Raw genomic sequence first — 19983 nt, forward strand, 5'->3', positions numbered from 1 at the left:
GCATAGGAGAGACACATGGTGACCACGTACAACCGGCGAAGCTTCCTCAAGATCAGCAGCATCGGCCTCGCGAGCGCCTATCTCGCCGCGTGCAGTGTCGGTGGCGGTGACCGCAACGCCGCCGAGCAGGCACTGCGGGCCGCGTTCGCCCAGCCGATCAACGACCTCGACCCGCACGGGCCGAGCAGCGTCGACGAGAGCACGCTGCTGGCCGGACGGCTCATCTACGACACGCTGATCAGACGCAACGGCGACAAGCTCGAACCGGGCGTCGCCACGTCGTGGGAGCAGACGGACCCGACGACCTGGGTCTTCACCCTGCGCGACGACGTCACGTTCCACGATGGCACCCCGCTCACCGCACGCGACGTCAAGGCATCGCTCGAACGCGTCAAGGAAGCCGGCACCGCGCAGTCCGCGCTGTGGACATCGGTGTCCTCGGTCGAGGCGACGGGCGACCACGCGCTGCGCATCACCACCGAGCAGCCGCTGGGCACGATGCCCGTGAACCTGACGCTGATGTTCATCCTGCCCGCCGACAAAATGGACAGTGAGGGGTTCTTCCGCAAGCCGATCGGCAGTGGGCCTTTCCGCGTCGAGTCGTTCACGCCCTCCGACGAGCTGGAGCTGGTCGCGGTCGACTACTGGAACGGCAAGCCGAAGCTCGCCAAGGTGACCCTGCCCTACATTCCGGAGACCTCCAGCCAGATCACCGCGCTGCGCACCGGCGACCTCAGCATCCTGTGGCCGGTTCCGCCGGACCAGCTCCGTGAACTGGAGGGTGTGGACGGCATCCGGCTGGAGACGGTGCCCAGCTACGTCTACTACTTCAACTGGTTCAACTGCGGGCGCGAGCCGTTCACCGACCCGCGGGTGCGCAGGGCCATGTGGCGGGCGGTGGACGTCGCCGGGATCGTGAAGAACCTCTTCGGCGCCGGTGCCGAGGTCATGACGGCGCCGGTCCCTTCGACGGTGTTCGGCCACGCCCCGCAGGAGCCCTACGCCTACGATCCCGACGCGGCCGCGCGCGAGCTCGCCGAGGCGGGCCTCGGCGACGGGTTCCGCACGTCGCTGATGTGGTTCGGCGACACCGGGCCGCTCGCGGACGGGCTCGCCCAGGCGATGATCTCCGACTGGGCAAAGATCGGTGTGACCGTCGAGCCGCAGAGCCTGGAGAAGGCCGAGTGGCTGCGGCGGCTCAACGCCAAGGAGTTCGACATGGACCTGCAGACCAACACCGTGACCACGGGCGACGCCGACTTCACCCTCGGCAGGCTGTACGACTCCGAGGCCGACCGGATGGGCTACCGCAACCCGGAGCTCGACACGATCCTGCGGCAGGCCCACGAGAACTCGGACCGTGACCGGCGCAGCGAGCTCTACAGCCGGGCCTGCAAGATCATCTGGGAGGATGCGGTCGGCATCTTCCCGGCCGCGCTGATCAGCACCTACGGTCTGCGCGACACCATCGACGGTTTCGAGCCTGCGCCGAGCAACCAGCCCGACCTGCGCGGCGTCACGCTGGCCACCTGAGGGAGCGATCCATGGTCGAGTCACGACGGGTGACGTTGAAGGACATCGCGAGGTCGCTCGGGGTGTCGGTCAACACGGTGTCCCGGGCGCTGACCGGAAAGGACAGCGTCGGCGAGGAGACCCGCGCGCGGATCAAGGCCGAGGCCGACCGCCTCGGTTACGTCCCCAACTCGATGGCCCGCTCCCTCGTGCTCGGCTCGGCGATGACCCTCGGCCTGGTCATCACCAACCCGTCGAACCCGTTCTACGCCCAGCTCATCAGCACGATCGAGCAGCGCGGCCGCGTGCACGGGTACTCGCTCATGCTGCTGGTCACCGAGGAGAGCCCGGAGGGCGACCAGGCCGCGGCGGAGACCCTCCTGCGGTGGGGGGTCGACGGCGCGCTGGTCGTGCCGGTGCAGGGCGACGGCGAGCACTGGGACCGGCTCAACGAGTCCGGGGTGCCACTGGTCTGCCTCAACCGTGACTTCCCCGCGCTGGATCTCGACTTCATCGGCGTCGACTACGAGCACGGCGCGTACGAGGCCGCCCGGCACCTGATCGACGGCGGCGCGCGCAGGTTGTGCCTGCTGGAGGAGGACCTGCCGATCTCGCCGGTCGCGGACCGCACGGCGGGCTTTCGCCGGGCGCTGGCCGACTCCGGCATCGCGCCCGGCGCCGACCCGGTGCTCTCGGTCCCCACCCGGCGCCGGGAATCCCTTGCCCTGCCGTGGGAACCGGCCGACGCCTACCGGCTCGCGCAGGAGATCGTGCACGGCGGTGACCTGCCGGACGCGATCATGGTCGGCAACGACTACTTCGCGCTCGGCGTCTACCGGGCGCTGAACGAGGCCGGCCTGCGGGTCCCCGGCGACGTGCTCGTCGGCGGGTTCGGTGACCATCCGTTCGCCGCGTACCTCAATCCCCCGCTGACCACCGTCCGGCTGCCCGCCGCGGACATCGGGACCACGGCCGTTGATCTGCTGCTGCGGCGCGTGAAGGGCCGTGACGACCAGGAGCCCACGGAGAAGCGGCGGCTGCGCTCGGAACTCGTCGAGCGCGCCTCCAGCCGGGCCTGAACCAAGCACCGAGAGAGCACAGTGACGTGATCATCTACGTGGCACGCCGGCTATGGCAGTCGGCATTCCTGATCTTCGGCGCCATCACCATCGTGTTTCTGGTGCTGCGGGTCATCCCGGGCGACCCGGCGTCGCTCATCCTGGGCAGCCAGGCCACGCCGGAGGAGCTCGAGGCACTGCGGCAGGAGATGGGCCTGAGCGACCCGCTGCCGGTGCAGTACGTGCGCCACCTCGGTGAGGTCGTGCGGCTGGACTTCGGCGAGTCGTGGCGTCTCGGTGGCGACGCGTTCGCGGGTGTCGTGGAGCGACTGCCCGCCACCCTCACGCTGGCCGGGTACGCACTGGTGCTGACGCTGCTCATCGGCTTCCCGCTGGGAGTGCACGCCGCAAGGCACACCGGACAGCTTGTCGACCGGCTCGTGTCCTACCTCTCGCTGACCGGCCAGGCGCTGCCGTCGTTCTGGGTCGGCATCATGCTCGTGCTGATCTTCTCGCGGATGCTGGACATCCTGCCCGGTACCGCGGACGGCACGCCACAGGCACTGGTGCTGCCCGCGTTCACGCTCGCGCTGCCGTTCCTCGGCTGGCTCGCGCGGCTGGTCCGCAACGGCACGCTGGAGGAGCTGGGCAAGGACTACGTCCGCACCGCCCGGTCCAAGGGGTTGTCCGAGCGCGTGGTCTTCAACGTCCACGTGCTGCGCAACACGCTCACCCCCGTGGTGACGGTGCTCGGCCTCGTACTCGGCAACTTCATCGCCGACGCGGTGATCATCGAGCAGGTGTTCGCGTGGCCCGGCATCGGCTCGCTGATGGTCGAGTCCATCGTCAACCGGGACTACGCCGTCGCCGAGGCGGCGATCGTCCTGATCGCCGTGTTCTACATCGGACTCAACCTGCTTGTCGACGTCCTCTACTTCTATCTCGACCCGAGAATCACGCTGGAGACCGTATGAAGTCGAAGGCCGCCAGGTTCGCAGCCGGAGTGCTGGCGCTGTTCGTGCTCGTCGCCGTGTTCGGACCGCTGCTGATTCCGTACGACAGCGTGTCCACCGGGGTGGCCGACCGGCTGCTGCCGCCGGGCAGCACCCGCTCCGACGGCGCGTTCGCGCCGCTGGGCACCGATCAGCTCGGCCGGGACGTGCTCGCCCAGGTGGTCGCCGGCTCGCGCGTCTCGCTGCTGGTGGCGGTGACCGTGGTGGTGGTCGCCGGGCTGCTCGGGCTCGCGCTCGGACTGCTCGCGGGCTACTACGGCGGATGGCTGGACACGATCATCTCCCGGATCGGCGACATGCAGCTCGCGTTCCCCAGCATCCTGCTGGCGATTCTGCTCGCGGGTGCCCTCGGGCCGAGCCTCACCAACGTGATCATCGCGCTTGCGGTTACTCGCTGGGTGATCTTCGCCAGGGTCGTGCGCGGTTCGGCGCTGTCGACGCGCGGCCGGGAGTTCGTCGACTCGGCGCGGGTGATGGGGGCAGGCGACCTGCGCATCATGGCGCGCTACATCTACCCTTCCTGCGTACAGCCGTTGCTGGTCGCGGCGACCGTCCAGGTGGGACTGACGATGGTCGCCGAGGCGGCGCTGAGCTTTCTCGGCCTCGGCGTGCCCATCGACCAGGCGTCGTGGGGATCGACGATCGCCAACGGCCGCGACTACCTGGCCTCGGCGTGGTGGATCGCGGCGATTCCGGGGCTCGCGCTGACCCTGGTGGTGATCTGCATCGGGCTGCTGGGTGACGCGGCGCGGGAAGGTGCCGATCCGGCGAAGGCGGTGGTCCGATGAGCGCGCTGCTCGAGGTCTCCGGGCTGGCGGTCGCGTTCGGCGGCGTGCGGGCGGTTCGCGGCGTCTCCTTCAGCGTCGACGAAGGGCAGACGCTGGCGATCGTCGGCGAGTCCGGCAGCGGCAAGAGTCTCAGCTCGCTGGCCGTGCTCGGACTGCTTCCCGCGCAGGCACGGGTCGCGGCGGGCAGCGTCCGCTGGGACGGCCAGGACCTGCTCGCCCTCGAAGCCGACGAGCTGCGCCGGCTGCGTGGCGAGGAGCTGGCGATGATCTTCCAGGACCCGCTGAGCGCGCTGAACCCTGCGCTGACCGTCGGTTACCAGGTCGGGGAGATGTACCGTCGCCGCCGCGGGTTCGGCCGGGAGCAGGCGAAGCGGCAGGCGATCGAGGCCATGACCGAGGTCGGCATCCCGGACGCCGCCCGGCGCGCTGACGCCTACCCGCACGAGTTCTCCGGGGGGATGCGCCAGCGGGTGATGATCGCGATCGCGCTGGCCCTGCGGCCGAGGCTGCTCATCGCGGACGAGCCCACCACGGCGCTGGACGTCACCGTGCAGGCGCAGATCCTCCGGCTGCTGCGCCGGCTGCAGCGCGACGGGCTGGCGATGATCATCATCAGCCACGATCTCGGGGTGGTGGCCCGGACCGCGCAGTCGGTGGTGGTGATGTACGCGGGGCAGGCGGTCGAGTCGGGCACCGTCGCCGACGTCTATCCCGCGCCCGCGCACCCGTACACGCTCGGCCTGATGGCCGCGAGCCCTTCGGCCCGCGACGGCGGCAGGCAGGTGCGGCCGATCGACGGCTACCCGCCGGACCTGTCGTCGCTGCCCGGCGGCTGCACGTTCCATCCCCGCTGCCCGTTCGCGCGGGAGCGGTGCCGGACCGAGGAACCCACGCTGCGCCAGGTCGCCCCCGGCCGGGCCAGCGCGTGTCACTACGCGGAGGAGGTGCTCGCCCGTGGAGCGGCAGTCGACCACGCCGGTGCTTGAGCTCGTCGACCTGGTCGCCGGCTACCGGCTGCGGCAAGGACTGTTCGGCAGGCGGCGGGACGTCCACGCGGTCGCCGGAGTGAGTCTTTCGGTCGGGGCGGGGGAGACGCTGTGCCTCGTCGGCGAGTCGGGGTGCGGCAAGTCCACGGTCGCCCGGACGGTGCTGAGCCTGCTCCGGCCAAGCTCCGGCGAGGTGCGCTTCGACGGAGCCGATGTGACCGGGATGAGCCGCCGGGAGCTGCGGGCCATGCGGCGGCAGGTGCAGCTCGTGTTCCAGGACCCGTACGCCTCGCTCAACCCGCGGATGACGGTCCGGGAGCTGATCACCGAGGCGTGGCGGATCCATCCCGGCATCGTCGAGCGGGAGCGGTGGGACGCCGAGGTGGCCGGGTTGCTGGAACGGGTCGGGCTCAACCCCGGCCACGCCTCCCGGTATCCGCACCAGTTCTCCGGTGGGCAGCGGCAGCGGATCTGCATCGCCAGGGCACTGTCGGTGCGGCCTCGGCTCATCGTCTGCGACGAGGCGGTCTCCGCGCTGGACGTGTCGATCCAGGCGCAGATCCTCGCGCTGCTCAAGCGGTTGCAGGAGGAGCTCGGTGTCGCGTACCTGTTCATCACGCACGATCTCGGCGTCGTGCGTCAGTTCGCCGACCGGGTCGCGGTGATGCACCTGGGCACGATCGTGGAGACCGGGGAGACCGAACGGATCTACGAAAGCCCGGCGCACCCGTACACGCAGGCGCTGCTGTCCGCCGCGCCGAGCGTCGAGGACTGGCGCGAGCAGGAGAGCGAGGAGATCCTGCTGCACGGCGACGCGCCGTCGCCATTGGACCCGCCCTCGGGCTGCCGCTTCCATCCGCGCTGCTGGATGACGCGGGATCGTTGCCGCACCGAGGAACCCGCGCTGACCGACCGTGGCACCGGTCATCCCGCCGCCTGCCACTACGCCGGCCCCCTCGTGAGTGCGCACACGAGTTAGAACTCGCGTGCGCACTCACGAGGGGCGGGCGAGGTCAAGCTTGGGCGCCCTCGGCAGGATTCGAACCTGCGACACCCGCCTCCGGAGGGCGGTGCTCTATCCACTGAGCTACGAGGGCCCATCGCGTTGCGACCCGTGCAGCTTAGCGCATCGCCTCCCGGGGCCTCACCGGTGGTCCGGCTTCAGCGACGGCAGGTCGCGGATGCCGAACTCCCGGCGGAGGACGTCGGCCGCCGCGTAGTAGCCCGCCATGCCGTGCACGCTCGGTCCCGGCGGCGTCGACGCGGAGCACAGGTAGACCCCGCTCAGCGGCGTCCGGTACGGGTGCCAGCGCGGCGTCGGCCGGAACAGCATCTGCGGCAGGGTGACGGCCCCGCCCGCGATGTCGCCGCCCGCGTAGTTCGGGTTGTACTCCTCCAGTTCGGCGGCGGGGACGCCGCGGCGGGCGAGCACCGTGTCGCCGAAGCCCGGGGCGTAGCGCTCGATCCGGGCCTGCACCCGCTCGGCCGGGTCGCTCCGGTCGCCGTTGGGCACGTGGCAGTAGGCCCAGACCGGCCGCTTGCCCGGCCGGGCACGGGCCGGGTCCGCCACCGCCGGGTCGACCACCAGCGTGAACGGGTGCGCGACGGTGACCCCCCTGGACACGGCGGTCTCATGGGCGAAGATGTCCCGCTGGTCCTCCCCGAGATGCACGGTGCCCGCCTTGCCGACCTCCGGATCGGCCCACGGGATCGGCTCGGAGACGAGGAAGTCGACCTTCGCGGCGGCCGGACCGTAGCGCCACGCGGCGAGCCGTTCCCGGTAGCGCGCCGGGAGCAGCGACCCGGCCAGTCGCAGCAGCACCTTCGGGCTGACGTTCAGCACCACGGCCTTCGCCCCGGCCAGTTCGCGCAGGTCCTCGACGGGGGCCGCGGTGTGCAGCACGCCGCCGTGCGCGGTGATGTCGGCCGCCATCGCGTCGGCGATGCGCTGGCTGCCGCCCCGCGGCAGGCGCCAGCCGCTGCCGTGCGCGAGATGGCCGAGCAGCATCGCCACGGCCGCGCCGGGCAGGCTGGGCAGCGGTCCGAGCGAGTGGGCGGCGACGCCCGCCAGCAGCCCCGGCGCCGTGCGGCCGGAGAACCGGCGCGTGGCCAGCGGCGTGCCGTGCGCGAGCGTGCGGCTACCGAGCAGTAGCGGCACCAGCGGGTCGTTCGGCAACCGCCGCTGGTCGGACAGGAAGAGGTCGACGATGGCCCGGCTGTGCTCCAGCAGCGGTGCCATCAGGCGGCGCCAGCGCGGGCCGTCCGCGCCGAGCTCCGCACAGGTGCGGTCCAGGCTGTGGTAGGCGACGCCCGCGGGGCCGTCGGGGAACGGGTGTGCGTAGCTCGCCTCCGGTTGCAGCATGTCCACACCACGCGCGCCAAGGTCGAACTCGCGGAAGAACCGGGCGGCGGCGCCCATCGGGTGCACCGCCGAGCAGAGGTCGTGCACGATCTCGTCGTCGAACAGCGCTCGCGAGCGCAGTCCGCCGCCGATCGTGTCCCCGGCCTCGTACATCCGCACCGACAGCCCCGCCCGCGCGAGGATGACTCCCGCGGCCAGCCCGTTCGGTCCCGTTCCGACGATGGCGACATCCACGACTCCGACGCTACGCGCCCGTTTGCCGTCCCGGCAGCGGGGAAAGCCCGGTCGAGGGATGGGCCTGCGGCGCGCGCCGAGTACCGTGTGATGTCAGGCAAGCCTCACCTGTATTGCAGCTATGCGCATGTCACTATATGTTCCTCGGGCGAGCGATCGAGGGAGGCATGGCGATGGGTCACGGACACGGACACGGGCACGTGCGGCCGTCGTCCGGTAGCGCGTCGGGCCGCTACGTGCGCAGGCTGGCGGCCGCGTTCGCCATCGGCGCCGTGTTCATGGTGCTGCAGTTCGTGGTCGCCCTCGCGACGTCCTCCCTTGCCCTGCTCTCCGACGCCGCGCACATGTTCACCGACGTGCTCGGCGTCGGGCTCGCGCTGCTGGCGATCCTGCTGGCCCGGCGCAGCGGGCCCACCTTCAGCCGCACGTTCGGCATGTACCGCGGGGAGGTGCTGGCCGCGCTCGCCAACGCCGTGCTGCTGTTCGGCGTCGCCGGTTACGTCCTTTACGAGGCGATCGACCGGATCGCGGACCCACCGCGGGTGCCCGGGCTGCCGGTACTGCTCGTCGCCGCCGCCGGACTGCTCGCCAACCTCGTGTCGTTCCTGCTCCTGCGCGGCGGTGCCAAGGAGAGCCTGAACGTCCGCGGCGCCTACCTGGAAGTGCTCGCCGACATGATCGGCTCGGTCGGCGTGCTCATCAGCGCCGCCGTCACCCTGACGACCGGGTGGCGGTACGCGGACCCGATCGCCGGTGTCGCGATCGCCGTTTTCGTGCTGCCGAGGACCGTCATGCTGGCCCGCCGCGCGCTGCGGATCCTGTTCCAGCACGCTCCGCACGGGGTGGACGTCGCGAGGCTCAGCGGCGAGCTCAACACGTTGCCCGGCGTCGAGGACGTGCACGACCTGCACGTCTGGACGCTCACCTCGGGTATGGAGGTCGCGTCCGCACACCTGACGATCGCGCCGGAGGCCGACTCGTCCGACGTCCTGTCCTCGGCGCAGGCACTGCTCGCGCGGGACTACTCGATCGAGCACGCCACGCTGCAGGTGGAACCGCGTGAGTCGGCTCGCCGCTGTGACGAGCTGTCGTGGTGATCAGGGGAACGGCAGCGGCTGCGCATCCCGCTCGGCGAGCAGCCGCCGCATCAGGTCCATCTCCGCGCCCTGCGACCTGAGCATGCTGTCGGCCAGCGTGCGCACGGCGGGCACCGACGCGTGATCGACGGCGTACTGCGCCATGTCGGTGCCGCCCTGATGGTGTCGCAGCATCAGCCGGAGGAAGGTGACATCCAGCTCCTCGCCGGAGCGCGACCGCATCTCCGCGAGTTCCTCCGTCGTCGCCATGCCCGGCATCGGCGCGTCACCTGCGGTGGCCCCACCGCTCGGCGCGCTGTGCTGGTGCGCGTGTCCTCCGGCGCCCGACATCCAGGTCATGTAGTCGCCGATCGGCTGCTCGGGCTGCCCCCACAACATGAGCCAGCCCTTCATCCGGCCGATCTGTTCGAGCTGCGTGCTGGCCATGTCGAAGGCCAGCTGCCTGATCGCCGGATCGGTGCTGTGGTCGCGCGCCCAGTTGGCCATCGTGACGGCCTGCTCGTGATGCACCGACATGTCCTGCGCGAAGCCGACCGCCACCGAGTCGGCACCCGGCGTGGGCACGGGCTCCTCGCTGGTCGCTCCGGTGAGCAGCATCCCGATCGTGGCGCCGATCAGCAGGACGGCGAGGGTGCCCGCGCCGAAGACCAGCACCCGGGACCACGTGGGCCGCTCGGGCGCCTCCTCCGGCTGGGACGTCTCGGTCTCCGTGCTCACCGGAGATCAGCCCTCAGGGGTCTGCGGAGCCGGCTGTTCGCCCATCTGTTGCGCGTCCTCGGAGCCTTGGTAGTCCATCGGCTTGGCGTCCGGGCCGGGCGGCGAGGGGTCGAACGGCGGCGGGTTGTCCGGGTCGAACATGCCCTGGCCGAGCGCGTCACAGGAGGCGCCGACCTCGGGATAGGTGTTCGGGTTGCGCCGCAGCGCCGCGATGAACTGGTCGATCCGCTCGTCCTCCGCGCTCTCCACGGTGAGCTGGTGGCCCCACGACTGCAGCGAGATCGGCGCCTGGAGACCGGGGTAGGGCGACATCATCGTGTACGGCTTGCCGTCCACCCTGACCTTGAGCTTCTCCAGCGCCTCACCCTTGACCCGCTCCGGGTTGTAGGCGATCCACACCGCGCCGTGTTCGAGCGAGTGCACCATGTTCTCGGTGCGGACGGGCTGGGGGTAGGTGATGCCACTGCACGCCGCCCAGTAGCCGTCGTGCGGCCCGCCGAACGGCGGGGTCTGGTCGTAGGCGACCCGCTCGTTCGGCTTCACGTGGGCACCGCCCTCGTACTGCTTGATGGTGATGCCTTCCAGCTGCTTGGAGGGATCCGGGTTCTGCTCGCTCGGGGCGAACGCGGCCGCCGCCTCCTCACGGCTGCGCTGCTCGCGCTGGTCGGCGGAGGCCATCCAGTAGTAGCCGAAGACACCGCCCGCCAGCGCCAGGATCGCGATGACCGCGATGATCGTGCCCCAGGGGGTGTGCTTCTTGGCGACCACCGAGCCGCGGGCCGCCTTGACGGCACGGTTCTTGCCTGCGCCTTTCCTGCCTGCGCCTTTTTTGTTCGTGCCGCTAGCCATGGCTCCCGCGTTTCGTCGGACGTGAGGACGTGGTCGTGCCTGCTCCGAGTGTAGGGAGCGCGTGTCTGCTCGGTGTCAACGCCCACGTGCCGCCCGGCAGGTGGTCACTTACCGTCGCCACCTCCGGCCGTACACTCGCCTGGTGACTCCCGCCGCTCTTGCCGACCTCGTTCGTTCGGCCGCCGTGCAGGTGCTGACCGCGCGTGGCCTCGACCACAGCGTGTTGCCGGACCCGGTGACGATCGAGCGACCGCGCAACCCCGAGCACGGAGACTACGCGACCAACCTGGCACTGCAGGTAGCGAAGAAAGTAGGGCTCGTGCCCCGGGAACTGGCCGAGGCATTGGCCGAGCAGATCTCCTCGGCGCCCGAGGTGGCCGCCGCAGAGGTCGCCGGCCCCGGCTTTCTCAACCTGCGGCTCGCCGCCGACGCCCAGGGTGACCTGGTGCGCAAGGTCCTGGCCGCCGGTGACGGCTACGGCAGGGGCGACATCCTCGCCGGGCGCAAGATCAACCTCGAGTTCGTCTCGGCCAACCCGACCGGCCCGATCCATCTCGGCGGCACGCGCTGGGCCGCGGTCGGCGACGCGCTCGGCCGGCTGCTGCAGGCGCAGGGCGCCGAGGTCACCCGCGAGTACTACTTCAACGACGCCGGGGCCCAGATCGACCGGTTCGTCAACTCGCTGCTCGCGGCGGCGCAGGACGAGCCGACGCCCGAGGACGGCTACGCGGGTGCCTACATCGACGACATCGCGGCCGCGGTGATCCGCGCCGAGCCGAGCGTGCTGTCGAAGCCGGAGGACGAGCGGCGCGAGACCTTCCGCCGGATCGGCGTCGACCTGATGTTCACCGAGATCAGGAAGAGCCTGCACGAGTTCGGCACCGTGTTCGACGTGTACTTCCACGAGGACTCGCTGCACGGTTCGGGTGCCGTCGACACCGCGGTCGAGGGCCTCAAGGAGTCCGGGAGCCTCTACCTCGCCGACGACGCCTGGTGGCTGCGCTCCACCGACTTCGGGGACGACAAGGACCGGGTGGTCATCAAGCGGGACGGCGCGCCCGCCTACATCGCGGCCGACATCGCGTACCTGCGCGACAAGCTCGACCGCGGGTTCGACCTGTGCATCTACATGCTCGGCGCCGACCACCACGGCTACATCGCCAGGCTCAAGGCCGCGGCCGCCGCGATGGGCGAGCATCCCGACGTGGTCGAGGTGCTGATCGGCCAGATGGTCAACCTGGTCAGCGCGGGCAGGCCGGTGCGGATGAGCAAGCGCGCGGGCACCGTCGTGACCATGGAGGATCTGGTCGAGGCCGTTGGCGTCGACGCGGCGCGCTACGAGCTGACGCGCTACTCGGTCGACTCGACGCTGGACGTCGACCTGGACCTGCTGCGCAAGCACACCAACGAGAACCCCGTCTACTACGTGCAGTACGCGCACGCCCGGCTGGCTTCGTTGCAGCGCAACGCGGCGCAACTGCGGCTCCAGACGCGGGCCGACGCCGATTTCGGCCTGCTCACGCACCCAAGGGAAGGCGACCTGATCCGCACGATCGGCGAGTTCCCGACCGTTCTGAGGAAGGCGGCCGAGCTGCGCGAACCGCACCGCGTCGCCCGTTACCTCGAGTCGCTCGCGTCGGCATACCACAAGTTCTACGACGTGGCGCGCGTGCTCCCGCAGGGTGACGAGGAGGCGACTCCGCTCACCCATGCGCGTCTCGCCCTGTGCGAGGCGGCTCGGCAGGTGCTCGCCAACGGACTGTCCCTGCTCGGGGTGTCGGCCCCGGAACGGATGTAGTAATCAGCTATGTGCGCACACCCCGCGGGGCCCCGGCACGCCGAGGTTTACCCGCATGTTGACCAGGCCGGTTTCCCACCGTCCACTTCGGCCGAGCTCGACCGGCTCTACCCGAAGGTGTGGCCCCGCAACACTTACCGGGCACCGGACGGCGTCGTCCGGATAGCGGGCGTCGACGTGCGCGAGCTCGCGCAGACCTACGGGACCCCGCTGTTCGTCATCGACGAGGCCGACTTCAAGTCGCGCTGCGCCGAGTACGCCGAGGCCTTCGACGATCCGGCGCTGGTGCACTACGCGTCCAAGGCGTTCCTCTGCACGGAGATCGCCCGCTGGGTCGCCGGCCAGGGTCTGAGCCTCGACGTCTGCAGCAGCGGTGAGCTGGTGATCGCCCAGCGCGCCGAGTTCCCGCCGGAGCGGATCACCTTCCACGGCAACAACAAGTCCACGGCCGAGCTCGAGGCGGCCGTGGAGGCGGGGGTCGGCACCATCGTGCTCGACTCCTTCTACGAGATCGCCAGGCTCGCCGACGTCGCCGCGCGGCACGACATCGTGCAGCAGGTGCTCGTCCGCGTCACGGTGGGCGTCGAGGCGCACACGCACGAGTTCATCGCGACCGCGCACGAGGACCAGAAATTCGGCTTCTCGCTTGCCTCCGGTGGCGCCGCCGAGGCGGTGCGCCGGGTGCTGAACTCGCCGTCGCTCAAGCTGATCGGCCTGCACAGCCACATCGGCTCGCAGATCTTCGACGCGGACGGCTTCGAGGTCGCCGCCCGCAGGGTGATCGGCCTCATCGGGGAGCTGCGCAAGGAGCACGGCGACGAGCTCGTCAAGCAGCTGGCCACTGTGGACCTCGGTGGCGGGTTCGGCATCGCCTACACCGACCGGGACAACCCGCCGCCGCCGGCGCAGATGGTCACCCAGATCCGCGAGATCGTCCGCAAGGAATGCGAGTTCGCCGACCTTCCGGTGCCGCGCATCGCGGGGGAGCCGGGGCGGGCCATCGCCGGGCCGGGCACGGTGACGCTGTACGAGGTGGGCACCATCAAGGACGTCGCCCTCGGTGACGAGGCCGTGCGGCGTTACGTCAGCGTCGACGGCGGGATGAGCGACAACATCCGCACCGCCCTCTACGACGCCGCCTACGACTGCCGGCTCGTGTCGCGCGCGAGCGACGACGGTCAGCCGGAGCAGGTCGGCGCCGCGCTGTCCCGAGTCGTGGGAAAGCACTGTGAGTCCGGCGACATCGTGGTCCGCGACTGCTGGTTGCCCGACACCCTGGCTCCGGGCGACCTGCTCGCGGTCGCGGCGACCGGTGCGTACTGCTACTCGATGGCCAGCAACTACAACCGGCAGCCGCGGCCCGCGGTGGTCGCGGTCCGTAACGGCAGCCCACGGCTGCTGCTGCGGCGGGAGACGAACGAGGACATGCTGCGGTTGGAGGTGTCGTGAGTGACAATCGCGGAGCTTCCGCTCACGAGAGCCGACCGGGTGCGGGTGCCCCGCAGGACACAGGAGGTGTCGTGAACGTGCCCGGTGAGGACGGAAGCGTCAGGGTGGCGTTGCTCGGCTGCGGCACCGTCGGCAGCGAGGTCACCCGGGTGCTCATCGACGACGCCGACGAGCTCGCGGCGCGGATCGGTGCCAAGGTCGAGCTGGCCGGGATCGCGGTCCGCCGTCCGGACAAGCATCCGGAGCTGCCGCAGCACCTGCTGACCGCCGACGCCGGGGCGCTCGTCGAGTCCGATGTGGACGTCGTGGTGGAGCTCATCGGCGGCATCGAGCCGGTCCGCGACTGGCTGCTCACCGCGCTGCGCAAGGGAAAGGCGGTCGTCACCGCCAACAAGGCGCTGCTCTCCGAACACTCGGCGGAGCTCGCGGAGGCGGCCGGCATCTCGGGAGCCGACCTCTACTACGAGGCGTCCGTCGCCGGTGCGATCCCGCTGCTGCGGCCGCTGCGGGAGTCGCTCGCCGGGGACCGCATCACGCGCGTGATGGGCATCGTCAACGGCACCACGAACTACATCCTGTCCGCGATGGACTCCACGGGCGCCGGCTACGCCGACACCCTAGACGAGGCGAGCAGGCTCGGTTACGCCGAGGCCGACCCGACCGCCGACGTCGACGGCTACGACGCCGCGTCCAAGGCTGCGATCCTCGCGTCGCTGGCCTTCCACACCCGGGTCACCGCCTCCGACGTGCACCGGGAGGGCATCGCCGGGATCAGCGCTTCGGACATCGCGGCCGCCAGGCTGCTCAACCGCACGGTGAAGCTGCTGGCGATCTGCGAGCGGGTCCAAGCCGATGACGGCACCGAGTCGGTGTCCGCGCGGGTGCATCCGGTGATGATCCCGCGTACCCACCAGCTCGCCGGGGTGAACGGTGCGTTCAACGCCGTCTACGTCGAGGCCGACGCGGCCGGTGAGCTGATGTTCTACGGCCAGGGCGCGGGCGGTGCGCCGACGGCGAGCGCCGTCCTCGGCGACCTGGTGGCGGCGGCCCGCAACCGGGTCGCGGGCGGCCGAGGCCCGCGGGAGTCGGCGCACGCCGCGCTGCCGGTCCGCCCGATGGGGCAGACCCCGACGCGCTACCACATCAGCCTCGACGTCGCCGACCGTGCGGGCGTGCTCGCCCAGGTGGCGCAGGCCTTCGCGACGCACGACGTGAGCATCGCGGCGGTCCGCCAGCGCGACCGCACGTCCACCGCGAGCCTGGTGATCGTGACGCACTCCGCGCCGGACGCCGCGCTGCGCGCCACGGTGGAGGAGATCGGCAAGCTCGACGTCGTCCGCGAGGTCGTGAGCGTGATGCGGGTGGAGGGCGAGGACTCGTGAACCCGGGCATCGTGGGCGTCGAGCCGGGCTCGCCCGGCATCATCAACACCTACCCGGCGCGCATCCCGATCCCCGAGGGCGCGCAGGTGGTGACCCTCGGCGAGGGGAACACGCCGCTGCTGTCGGCGCCGTACCTCTCCGAGGCCACCGGTTGCGCCGTCTACCTCAAGGTGGAGGGCGCTAATCCCACCGGCTCGTTCAAGGACCGCGGCATGACGGTCGCGATCACGCACGCGCTGGCCAGCGGTCTGCAGGCGGTGATCTGCGCGTCCACCGGCAACACCTCGGCATCGGCGTCCGCCTACGCCGCCCGTGCGGGCCTGACCAGCGCCGTGCTCGTGCCGCAGGGCAAGATCGCGCTCGGCAAGATGGCCCAGGCGGTGCTGCACGGGGCGCGGATCCTCCAGGTCGACGGCAACTTCGACGACTGCCTGGAGCTGGCCCGCAAGACTGCGGCCGACTACCCGGTGACGCTGGTGAACTCCGTCAACCCGGTGCGCCTTGTCGGGCAGAAGAGCGCCGCGTGGGAGATCTGCGACGTGCTCGGCTTCGCGCCGGACATCCACTGCCTGCCGGTCGGAAACGCGGGCAACATCACCGCCTACTGGGCCGGTTACACCGAGTACGCCGCCGATGGTGTGGTGGAAAGCACACCACGAATGTTCGGTTTCCAGGCGGCGGGTGCGGCGCCGCTCGTGCACGGTGAGCCGGTGGCCCTGCCGGAGACGGTCGCCACCGCCATCCGGGTAGGCAGCCCGGCCTCGTGGGAGCCGGCCGTGCGGGCGAAGAACGCCAGCGGCGGCCTGTTCGACGCGGTCACCGACGAGCGCATCCTCGAGGCGTACCGGCTGCTCGCCCGCCGTGAGGGCGTGTTCGTCGAGCCCGCGTCCGCCACCAGCGTCGCGGGCCTGCTGCAGACCGCCGCCGACGGGCGTATCCCGCGTGGCTCGACCGTGGTGTGCACGGTGACCGGTCACGGGCTGAAGGATCCGGCGACCGCGCTGGAGGGCAACGTCGAGGTGGAGCCGCTCTCCGTCGACCCCCGCGCCGTCGCCACGGCGCTCGAGCTCTCATGAGCTTCGAGATCACGGTCCCCGCGTCCACGGCGAACCTCGGCTCCGGGTTCGACGCCCTCGGCATGGCACTCGGCCTGCACGACGTGATCGAGGTGCGGGTCACCGGCTCGGGGCTGAAGGTGGAGGTGCTCGACGCCGGTGCGGGCGAGCAGGCCGGCGTGCCGACCGACGAGAACCACCTCGTGGTGCGGGCGCTGCGCCGCGCGTGCACGCTGCTCGACGTCGACGTGCCCGGCCTGCACCTGCGTTGTCACAACGCGATCCCGCACGCGCGCGGGCTCGGCTCCTCGGCCGCCGCGGTGGTCGCCGGGATCGCCGCAGGCTACGCACTGGCCGGCCGGGAGCCGGACGATGAGGCGTTGCAGCTCGCGGCGGCGTTCGAGGGCCACGCCGACAACGCGGCCGCCAGCCTGTACGGCGGTGCGGTGATCGCCTGGCAGGAGAACGGACGGTTCCACGCGGAGCGGCTCGAACCGCACCCGACGCTGCGGCCCGTGCTCGCCGTGCCCGCGGAGCGCTCGTCCACCCGTGCCGCCAGGGGCCTGCTGCCCGAACAGGTGCCGCACGCCGACGCGGCGTTCACGGCGGGCCGTGCCGCGCTCGCCGTGCACGCGCTCACCACGCGCCCGGAGCTGCTGCTGCCCGCCACCGAGGACCGGCTGCACCAGGACTACCGGGAACCCGCCTTCCCGGCCAGCATGCGGCTCGTGCGCGCCTTGCGCGCGCAGGGCGTGGCCGCGGCCGTGTCCGGCGCGGGGCCCTCCGTGATCGCGTTCACGACGACGGGAATACTCCCGGCCGGCACCGGTGTTGAACACTTCGAGGTCACCGAGATGCCCGTCGATCCGTTCGGCGTGCAGGTGGCCGCCGGAAGTCGCCGGTAGAACGCCGGCCACCGCGAGGCACGCCACGCGGGGGGTGGTTGTTGCACCTCGACCTCGGGCGGTCTACCCTCGGGGGCGTTCGGTCACCGTGCATATTCCGCACCCGGTGCTGGTTCCGGGATCATCCCGGATCGCATCTTCTGTCACTCAAGACGGGCTCCCGGTAACCACGGTGGGCGATTCAATCCCGTGCTGGCGGTTCCACCGCTGTGGCGAGCACGTCTCGGCTGGGGCGGTCCGCACTGGGAACTAGAACGCCGTCTCGCAATTCGGACGCGGGCGGCGGTCCGCTGGTCCGCCGTGGAGGCGTGGGCCGGTAAGGAAGGACATGTGTGAGCAACACCGATCTCTTGAGCGGCGACGTGAACACCCAGGCTGAGACGCCGGGTACCGGGGAGCAGACGCCGCAGGCCAATGGCGTCGAGGGCGCCGAGGCGGCGCCGAAGCGGCGCCCGGGCGGGTTGTCCGGCATGGTCATCGCCGATCTGCGCGCTCTGGCCGGCGAACTGGGCATCAACGACACCACAGGAATGCGCAAGGGGGACCTGATCGCTGCGATCCGTGAGCGCCAGGGCAAGTCCAAGCGCGTCAGGTCCACCGCGGCCGACGGCGACACCCTGCCGCTCGACGGCGTGGGCGAGACCAAGCAGGCCGAGAAGCCGAAGGGCCGCGCGGAGGCGCCGGCCGAGCAGGCCGCACCCGCTCCGGCGGAGCGGGAGGCCCCGGCCGCAAGGCAGGACATCGTGGCGCCGGCTCCGGCCGAGGACGGCCAGCCGCAGTCCGACGAGGGCGGCCGTCCCAGCCGCCGTCGCCGCAGCTCCGGCCGCCAGAGTGGCGGTCAGGACGCGGGCGGACAGCAGCGCGGGGAGGCCGGCGAGCAGCGTGAACCGCGCGAGCAGCGCGGCCAGCGCGGCGGCGAGGCGTCCACGGACCAGCGTGAGCAGCGCGGCGGTGGCGGTGACCAGCGCGACCAGCGCGACCAGCGCGAGCAGCGCGACCAGCGCGAGCAGCGCGACCAGCGCCGCCAGAACAACCAGCGTGGCCAGCAGGGGCAGGGCCAGGGCCAGCAGGGGCAGCAGAACAACACCGATGACGACGACGAGCGTGGTGGCCGGCGTGGCCGGCGCTTCCGTGACCGTCGCCGGCGCGGTGGCCGCGGCGAGAGCGGCGGCGGCAGCCCCGACACCGAGATCCGCGAGGACGACGTCCTGCTGCCCGTCGCGGGCATCCTTGACGTGCTGGACAACTACGCGTTCGTCCGCACCTCGGGTTACCTGGCCGGGCCGAACGACGTGTACGTCTCGCTGTCGCTCGTGCGCAAGTTCGGGCTGCGCCGTGGTGACGCGATCACCGGCGTCGTCCGCCAGCCGCGCGAGGGCGAGCAGCAGCGGCAGAAGTTCAACCCGCTGGTGCGCGTCGACACGATCAACGGGCTGGAGCCCGAGGTCGCCAAGAAGCGGCCCGAGTTCACCAAGCTGACGCCGCTGTACCCGAACGAGCGGCTGCGCCTTGAGACCTCGTCGAACAAGCTGACCACCCGGGTGATCGACCTGGTGATGCCGGTCGGCAAGGGTCAGCGCGCGCTGATCGTCTCGCCGCCGAAGGCCGGTAAGACGACGATCATGCAGGACATCGCGAACGCGATCGCGACGAACAACCCCGAGTGCCATCTGATGGTCGTGCTCGTGGACGAGCGGCCGGAAGAGGTCACCGACATGCAGCGGTCGGTGCAGGGCGAGGTCATCGCCTCCACCTTCGACCGCCCGCCGTCGGACCACACCTCGGCGGCCGAGCTGTCCATCGAGCGCGCCAAGCGCCTGGTGGAGATGGGCCACGACGTGGTCGTCCTGCTCGACTCGATCACCCGCCTCGGCCGTGCCTACAACCTGGCGGCCCCGGCGTCCGGCCGGATCCTCTCCGGTGGTGTCGACTCGACCGCGCTGTTCCCGCCGAAGCGGTTCCTCGGCGCGGCGCGCAACATCGAGGACGGCGGCTCGCTGACGATCTTCGCCACGGCGATGGTGGAGACCGGCTCGACCGGTGACACGGTGATCTTCGAGGAGTTCAAGGGCACCGGCAACGCCGAGCTCAAGCTGGACCGCAAGATCGCCGAGCGGCGCGTCTTCCCCGCGGTGGATGTCAACCCGTCCGGTACCCGCAAGGAGGAGCTGCTGCTCTCGCCGGACGAGCTCGGCGTGACGCACAAGCTGCACCGGGTGCTGCACGCGCTCGACTCGCAGCAGGCCATCGACCTGCTACTGGACCGGCTGCGCAAGACGAAGACCAACATCGAGTTCCTGATGCAGGTCTCGAAGACCGCGCCGGGTACCGACGACGACTGAGGAACCCGCCGCCAGGGTCGTGAGTGTTCGCCCGAGTTCTAACGCGGGTACGCACTCACGAGCCCTGGCGTCCGGAACACTCACGGCGCCCGGCGCGTTGAAACCCCTGTCAGCGCGTCTGGCAGAATCGATCCGCTGTAGTCCGGCACCGGTTCACCCCGTACGCGGGGACCCGGAGCCAACGAGAGAGGACACCATGAAGAGCGGTATTCACCCTGACTACGGGGTCACCAACGTGACCTGTGGCTGCGGAAACACCTTCACCACCCGTAGCACCAAGGCCGACGGCAACATCCACGTCGAGATCTGCTCCAACTGCCACCCGTTCTACACCGGCAAGCAGAAGATCATGGACACCGGTGGCCGGGTCGCGCGGTTCGAGGCTCGCTACGGCAAGCGGTCGAAGAAGTCCGGCAGCAAGTAGCTTCACCGACGG

General features: G+C 70.9%; 17 protein-coding genes and 1 tRNA gene. 14 read left to right on the forward strand and 4 right to left on the reverse strand.

Annotation, left to right across the window (positions count from 1 at the left end; genetic code table 11):
• The first annotated feature begins 15 nt into the window (after nt 1-15).
• From JAP66_RS16870 to JAP66_RS16895, 6 genes are read left to right on the forward strand one after another with little or no spacing between them, the layout of a single operon-like run.
• Nucleotides 16-1533 carry an ABC transporter substrate-binding protein gene (locus tag JAP66_RS16870; protein ID WP_199432723.1) on the forward strand — a complete coding sequence of 506 codons (1518 nt, stop codon included), beginning with the start codon at nt 16-18 and terminating at the stop codon, nt 1531-1533.
• A gap of 11 nt (nt 1534-1544) precedes the next feature.
• Nucleotides 1545-2591: a LacI family DNA-binding transcriptional regulator gene (locus JAP66_RS16875; RefSeq protein ID WP_199432724.1), complete on the forward strand. Its 1047-nt coding sequence runs from the start codon at nt 1545-1547 to the stop codon at nt 2589-2591.
• A gap of 26 nt (nt 2592-2617) precedes the next feature.
• Nucleotides 2618-3544: an ABC transporter permease gene (locus tag JAP66_RS16880; RefSeq protein WP_199432725.1), complete on the forward strand. Its 927-nt coding sequence runs from the start codon at nt 2618-2620 to the stop codon at nt 3542-3544.
• A complete protein-coding gene (locus tag JAP66_RS16885) occupies nt 3541-4371 on the forward strand; it encodes an ABC transporter permease (RefSeq protein ID WP_199432726.1) in 831 nt (276 codons plus the stop codon). The genes JAP66_RS16880 and JAP66_RS16885 overlap by 4 nt, the downstream gene beginning before the upstream one ends.
• On the forward strand, nt 4368-5357 hold the full coding sequence (locus tag JAP66_RS16890; RefSeq protein WP_199432727.1) for an ABC transporter ATP-binding protein: 990 nt from the start codon (nt 4368-4370) through the stop codon (nt 5355-5357). Before JAP66_RS16885 ends, JAP66_RS16890 begins: the two co-directional genes overlap by 4 nt.
• The gene (locus tag JAP66_RS16895) at nt 5326-6336 is read left to right on the forward strand and encodes an ABC transporter ATP-binding protein (protein WP_199432728.1); all 1011 of its coding nucleotides are present in this window, start codon (nt 5326-5328) and stop codon (nt 6334-6336) included. Before JAP66_RS16890 ends, JAP66_RS16895 begins: the two co-directional genes overlap by 32 nt.
• Nucleotides 6337-6381: 45 nt before the next feature.
• Here the strand turns inward: JAP66_RS16895 and JAP66_RS16900 are convergent.
• Both JAP66_RS16900 and JAP66_RS16905 read right to left on the reverse strand, forming a co-directional pair.
• Nucleotides 6382-6454 (reverse strand) — tRNA-Arg (locus JAP66_RS16900).
• Nucleotides 6455-6501: 47 nt separating this feature from the next.
• On the reverse strand, nt 6502-7953 hold the full coding sequence (locus tag JAP66_RS16905; protein ID WP_307849593.1) for a phytoene desaturase family protein: 1452 nt from the start codon (nt 7951-7953) through the stop codon (nt 6502-6504).
• A gap of 173 nt (nt 7954-8126) precedes the next feature.
• Between JAP66_RS16905 and JAP66_RS16910 the strand changes: the two genes are divergently transcribed.
• Nucleotides 8127-9050 (forward strand): cation diffusion facilitator family transporter, encoded by a 924-nt coding sequence (locus JAP66_RS16910; RefSeq protein ID WP_199432729.1) that lies wholly within the window; start codon nt 8127-8129, stop codon nt 9048-9050.
• Here JAP66_RS16910 and JAP66_RS16915 read toward each other — a convergent pair whose 3' ends face one another.
• Both JAP66_RS16915 and JAP66_RS16920 read right to left on the reverse strand, forming a co-directional pair.
• Complete coding sequence (locus tag JAP66_RS16915) at nt 9051-9767, reverse strand: DUF305 domain-containing protein (RefSeq protein ID WP_307849594.1); 717 nt, start codon at nt 9765-9767, stop codon at nt 9051-9053. It lies immediately after the preceding gene.
• A gap of 6 nt (nt 9768-9773) precedes the next feature.
• Nucleotides 9774-10616: a thioredoxin-like domain-containing protein gene (locus tag JAP66_RS16920; RefSeq protein WP_199432730.1), complete on the reverse strand. Its 843-nt coding sequence runs from the start codon at nt 10614-10616 to the stop codon at nt 9774-9776.
• Between the two features lie 142 nt (nt 10617-10758).
• Between JAP66_RS16920 and argS the strand changes: the two genes are divergently transcribed.
• The 7 genes from argS (at nt 10759) to rpmE (ending at nt 19971) form a co-directional block, all read left to right on the forward strand.
• Nucleotides 10759-12414, forward strand: a complete 1656-nt coding sequence (gene argS, locus JAP66_RS16925; RefSeq protein ID WP_199432731.1) for an arginine--tRNA ligase — start codon at nt 10759-10761, stop codon at nt 12412-12414.
• A gap of 9 nt (nt 12415-12423) precedes the next feature.
• Nucleotides 12424-13863: a diaminopimelate decarboxylase gene (gene lysA / locus JAP66_RS16930; RefSeq protein WP_199432732.1), complete on the forward strand. Its 1440-nt coding sequence runs from the start codon at nt 12424-12426 to the stop codon at nt 13861-13863.
• A 77-nt stretch (nt 13864-13940) separates the two neighbouring features.
• Nucleotides 13941-15245 carry a homoserine dehydrogenase gene (locus JAP66_RS16935; RefSeq protein ID WP_199432930.1) on the forward strand — a complete coding sequence of 435 codons (1305 nt, stop codon included), beginning with the start codon at nt 13941-13943 and terminating at the stop codon, nt 15243-15245.
• Nucleotides 15242-16321 carry a threonine synthase gene (thrC, locus tag JAP66_RS16940; protein WP_372448982.1) on the forward strand — a complete coding sequence of 360 codons (1080 nt, stop codon included), beginning with the start codon at nt 15242-15244 and terminating at the stop codon, nt 16319-16321. Before JAP66_RS16935 ends, thrC begins: the two co-directional genes overlap by 4 nt.
• The gene (thrB, locus tag JAP66_RS16945; protein WP_199432733.1) at nt 16318-17205 is read left to right on the forward strand and encodes a homoserine kinase; all 888 of its coding nucleotides are present in this window, start codon (nt 16318-16320) and stop codon (nt 17203-17205) included. Before thrC ends, thrB begins: the two co-directional genes overlap by 4 nt.
• Nucleotides 17206-17537: 332 nt before the next feature.
• Nucleotides 17538-19547: a transcription termination factor Rho gene (gene rho / locus JAP66_RS16950; protein WP_199432734.1), complete on the forward strand. Its 2010-nt coding sequence runs from the start codon at nt 17538-17540 to the stop codon at nt 19545-19547.
• 196 nt (nt 19548-19743) lie between these two features.
• Nucleotides 19744-19971: a 50S ribosomal protein L31 gene (gene rpmE, locus JAP66_RS16955; RefSeq protein ID WP_199432735.1), complete on the forward strand. Its 228-nt coding sequence runs from the start codon at nt 19744-19746 to the stop codon at nt 19969-19971.
• Nucleotides 19972-19983: the final 12 nt, after the last annotated feature.

The organism is Qaidamihabitans albus (assembly GCF_016464705.1).
In the GTDB taxonomy this organism is placed as follows: Bacteria; Actinomycetota; Actinomycetes; order Mycobacteriales; family Pseudonocardiaceae; genus Qaidamihabitans; species Qaidamihabitans albus.

Coding starts and splice junctions, on each gene's coding strand:
- thrB (WP_199432733.1), top strand. CDS start 16,318: ATGAGCTTCGAGATCACGGTCCCCGCGTCCACGGCGAACCTCGGCTCC.
- JAP66_RS16870 (WP_199432723.1), top strand. CDS start 16: ATGGTGACCACGTACAACCGGCGAAGCTTCCTCAAGATCAGCAGCATC.
- JAP66_RS16885 (WP_199432726.1), top strand. CDS start 3,541: ATGAAGTCGAAGGCCGCCAGGTTCGCAGCCGGAGTGCTGGCGCTGTTC.
- JAP66_RS16910 (WP_199432729.1), top strand. CDS start 8,127: ATGGGTCACGGACACGGACACGGGCACGTGCGGCCGTCGTCCGGTAGC.
- JAP66_RS16890 (WP_199432727.1), top strand. CDS start 4,368: ATGAGCGCGCTGCTCGAGGTCTCCGGGCTGGCGGTCGCGTTCGGCGGC.
- JAP66_RS16875 (WP_199432724.1), top strand. CDS start 1,545: ATGGTCGAGTCACGACGGGTGACGTTGAAGGACATCGCGAGGTCGCTC.
- JAP66_RS16920 (WP_199432730.1), bottom strand. CDS start 10,616: ATGGCTAGCGGCACGAACAAAAAAGGCGCAGGCAGGAAAGGCGCAGGC.
- rpmE (WP_199432735.1), top strand. CDS start 19,744: ATGAAGAGCGGTATTCACCCTGACTACGGGGTCACCAACGTGACCTGT.
- lysA (WP_199432732.1), top strand. CDS start 12,424: ATGTGCGCACACCCCGCGGGGCCCCGGCACGCCGAGGTTTACCCGCAT.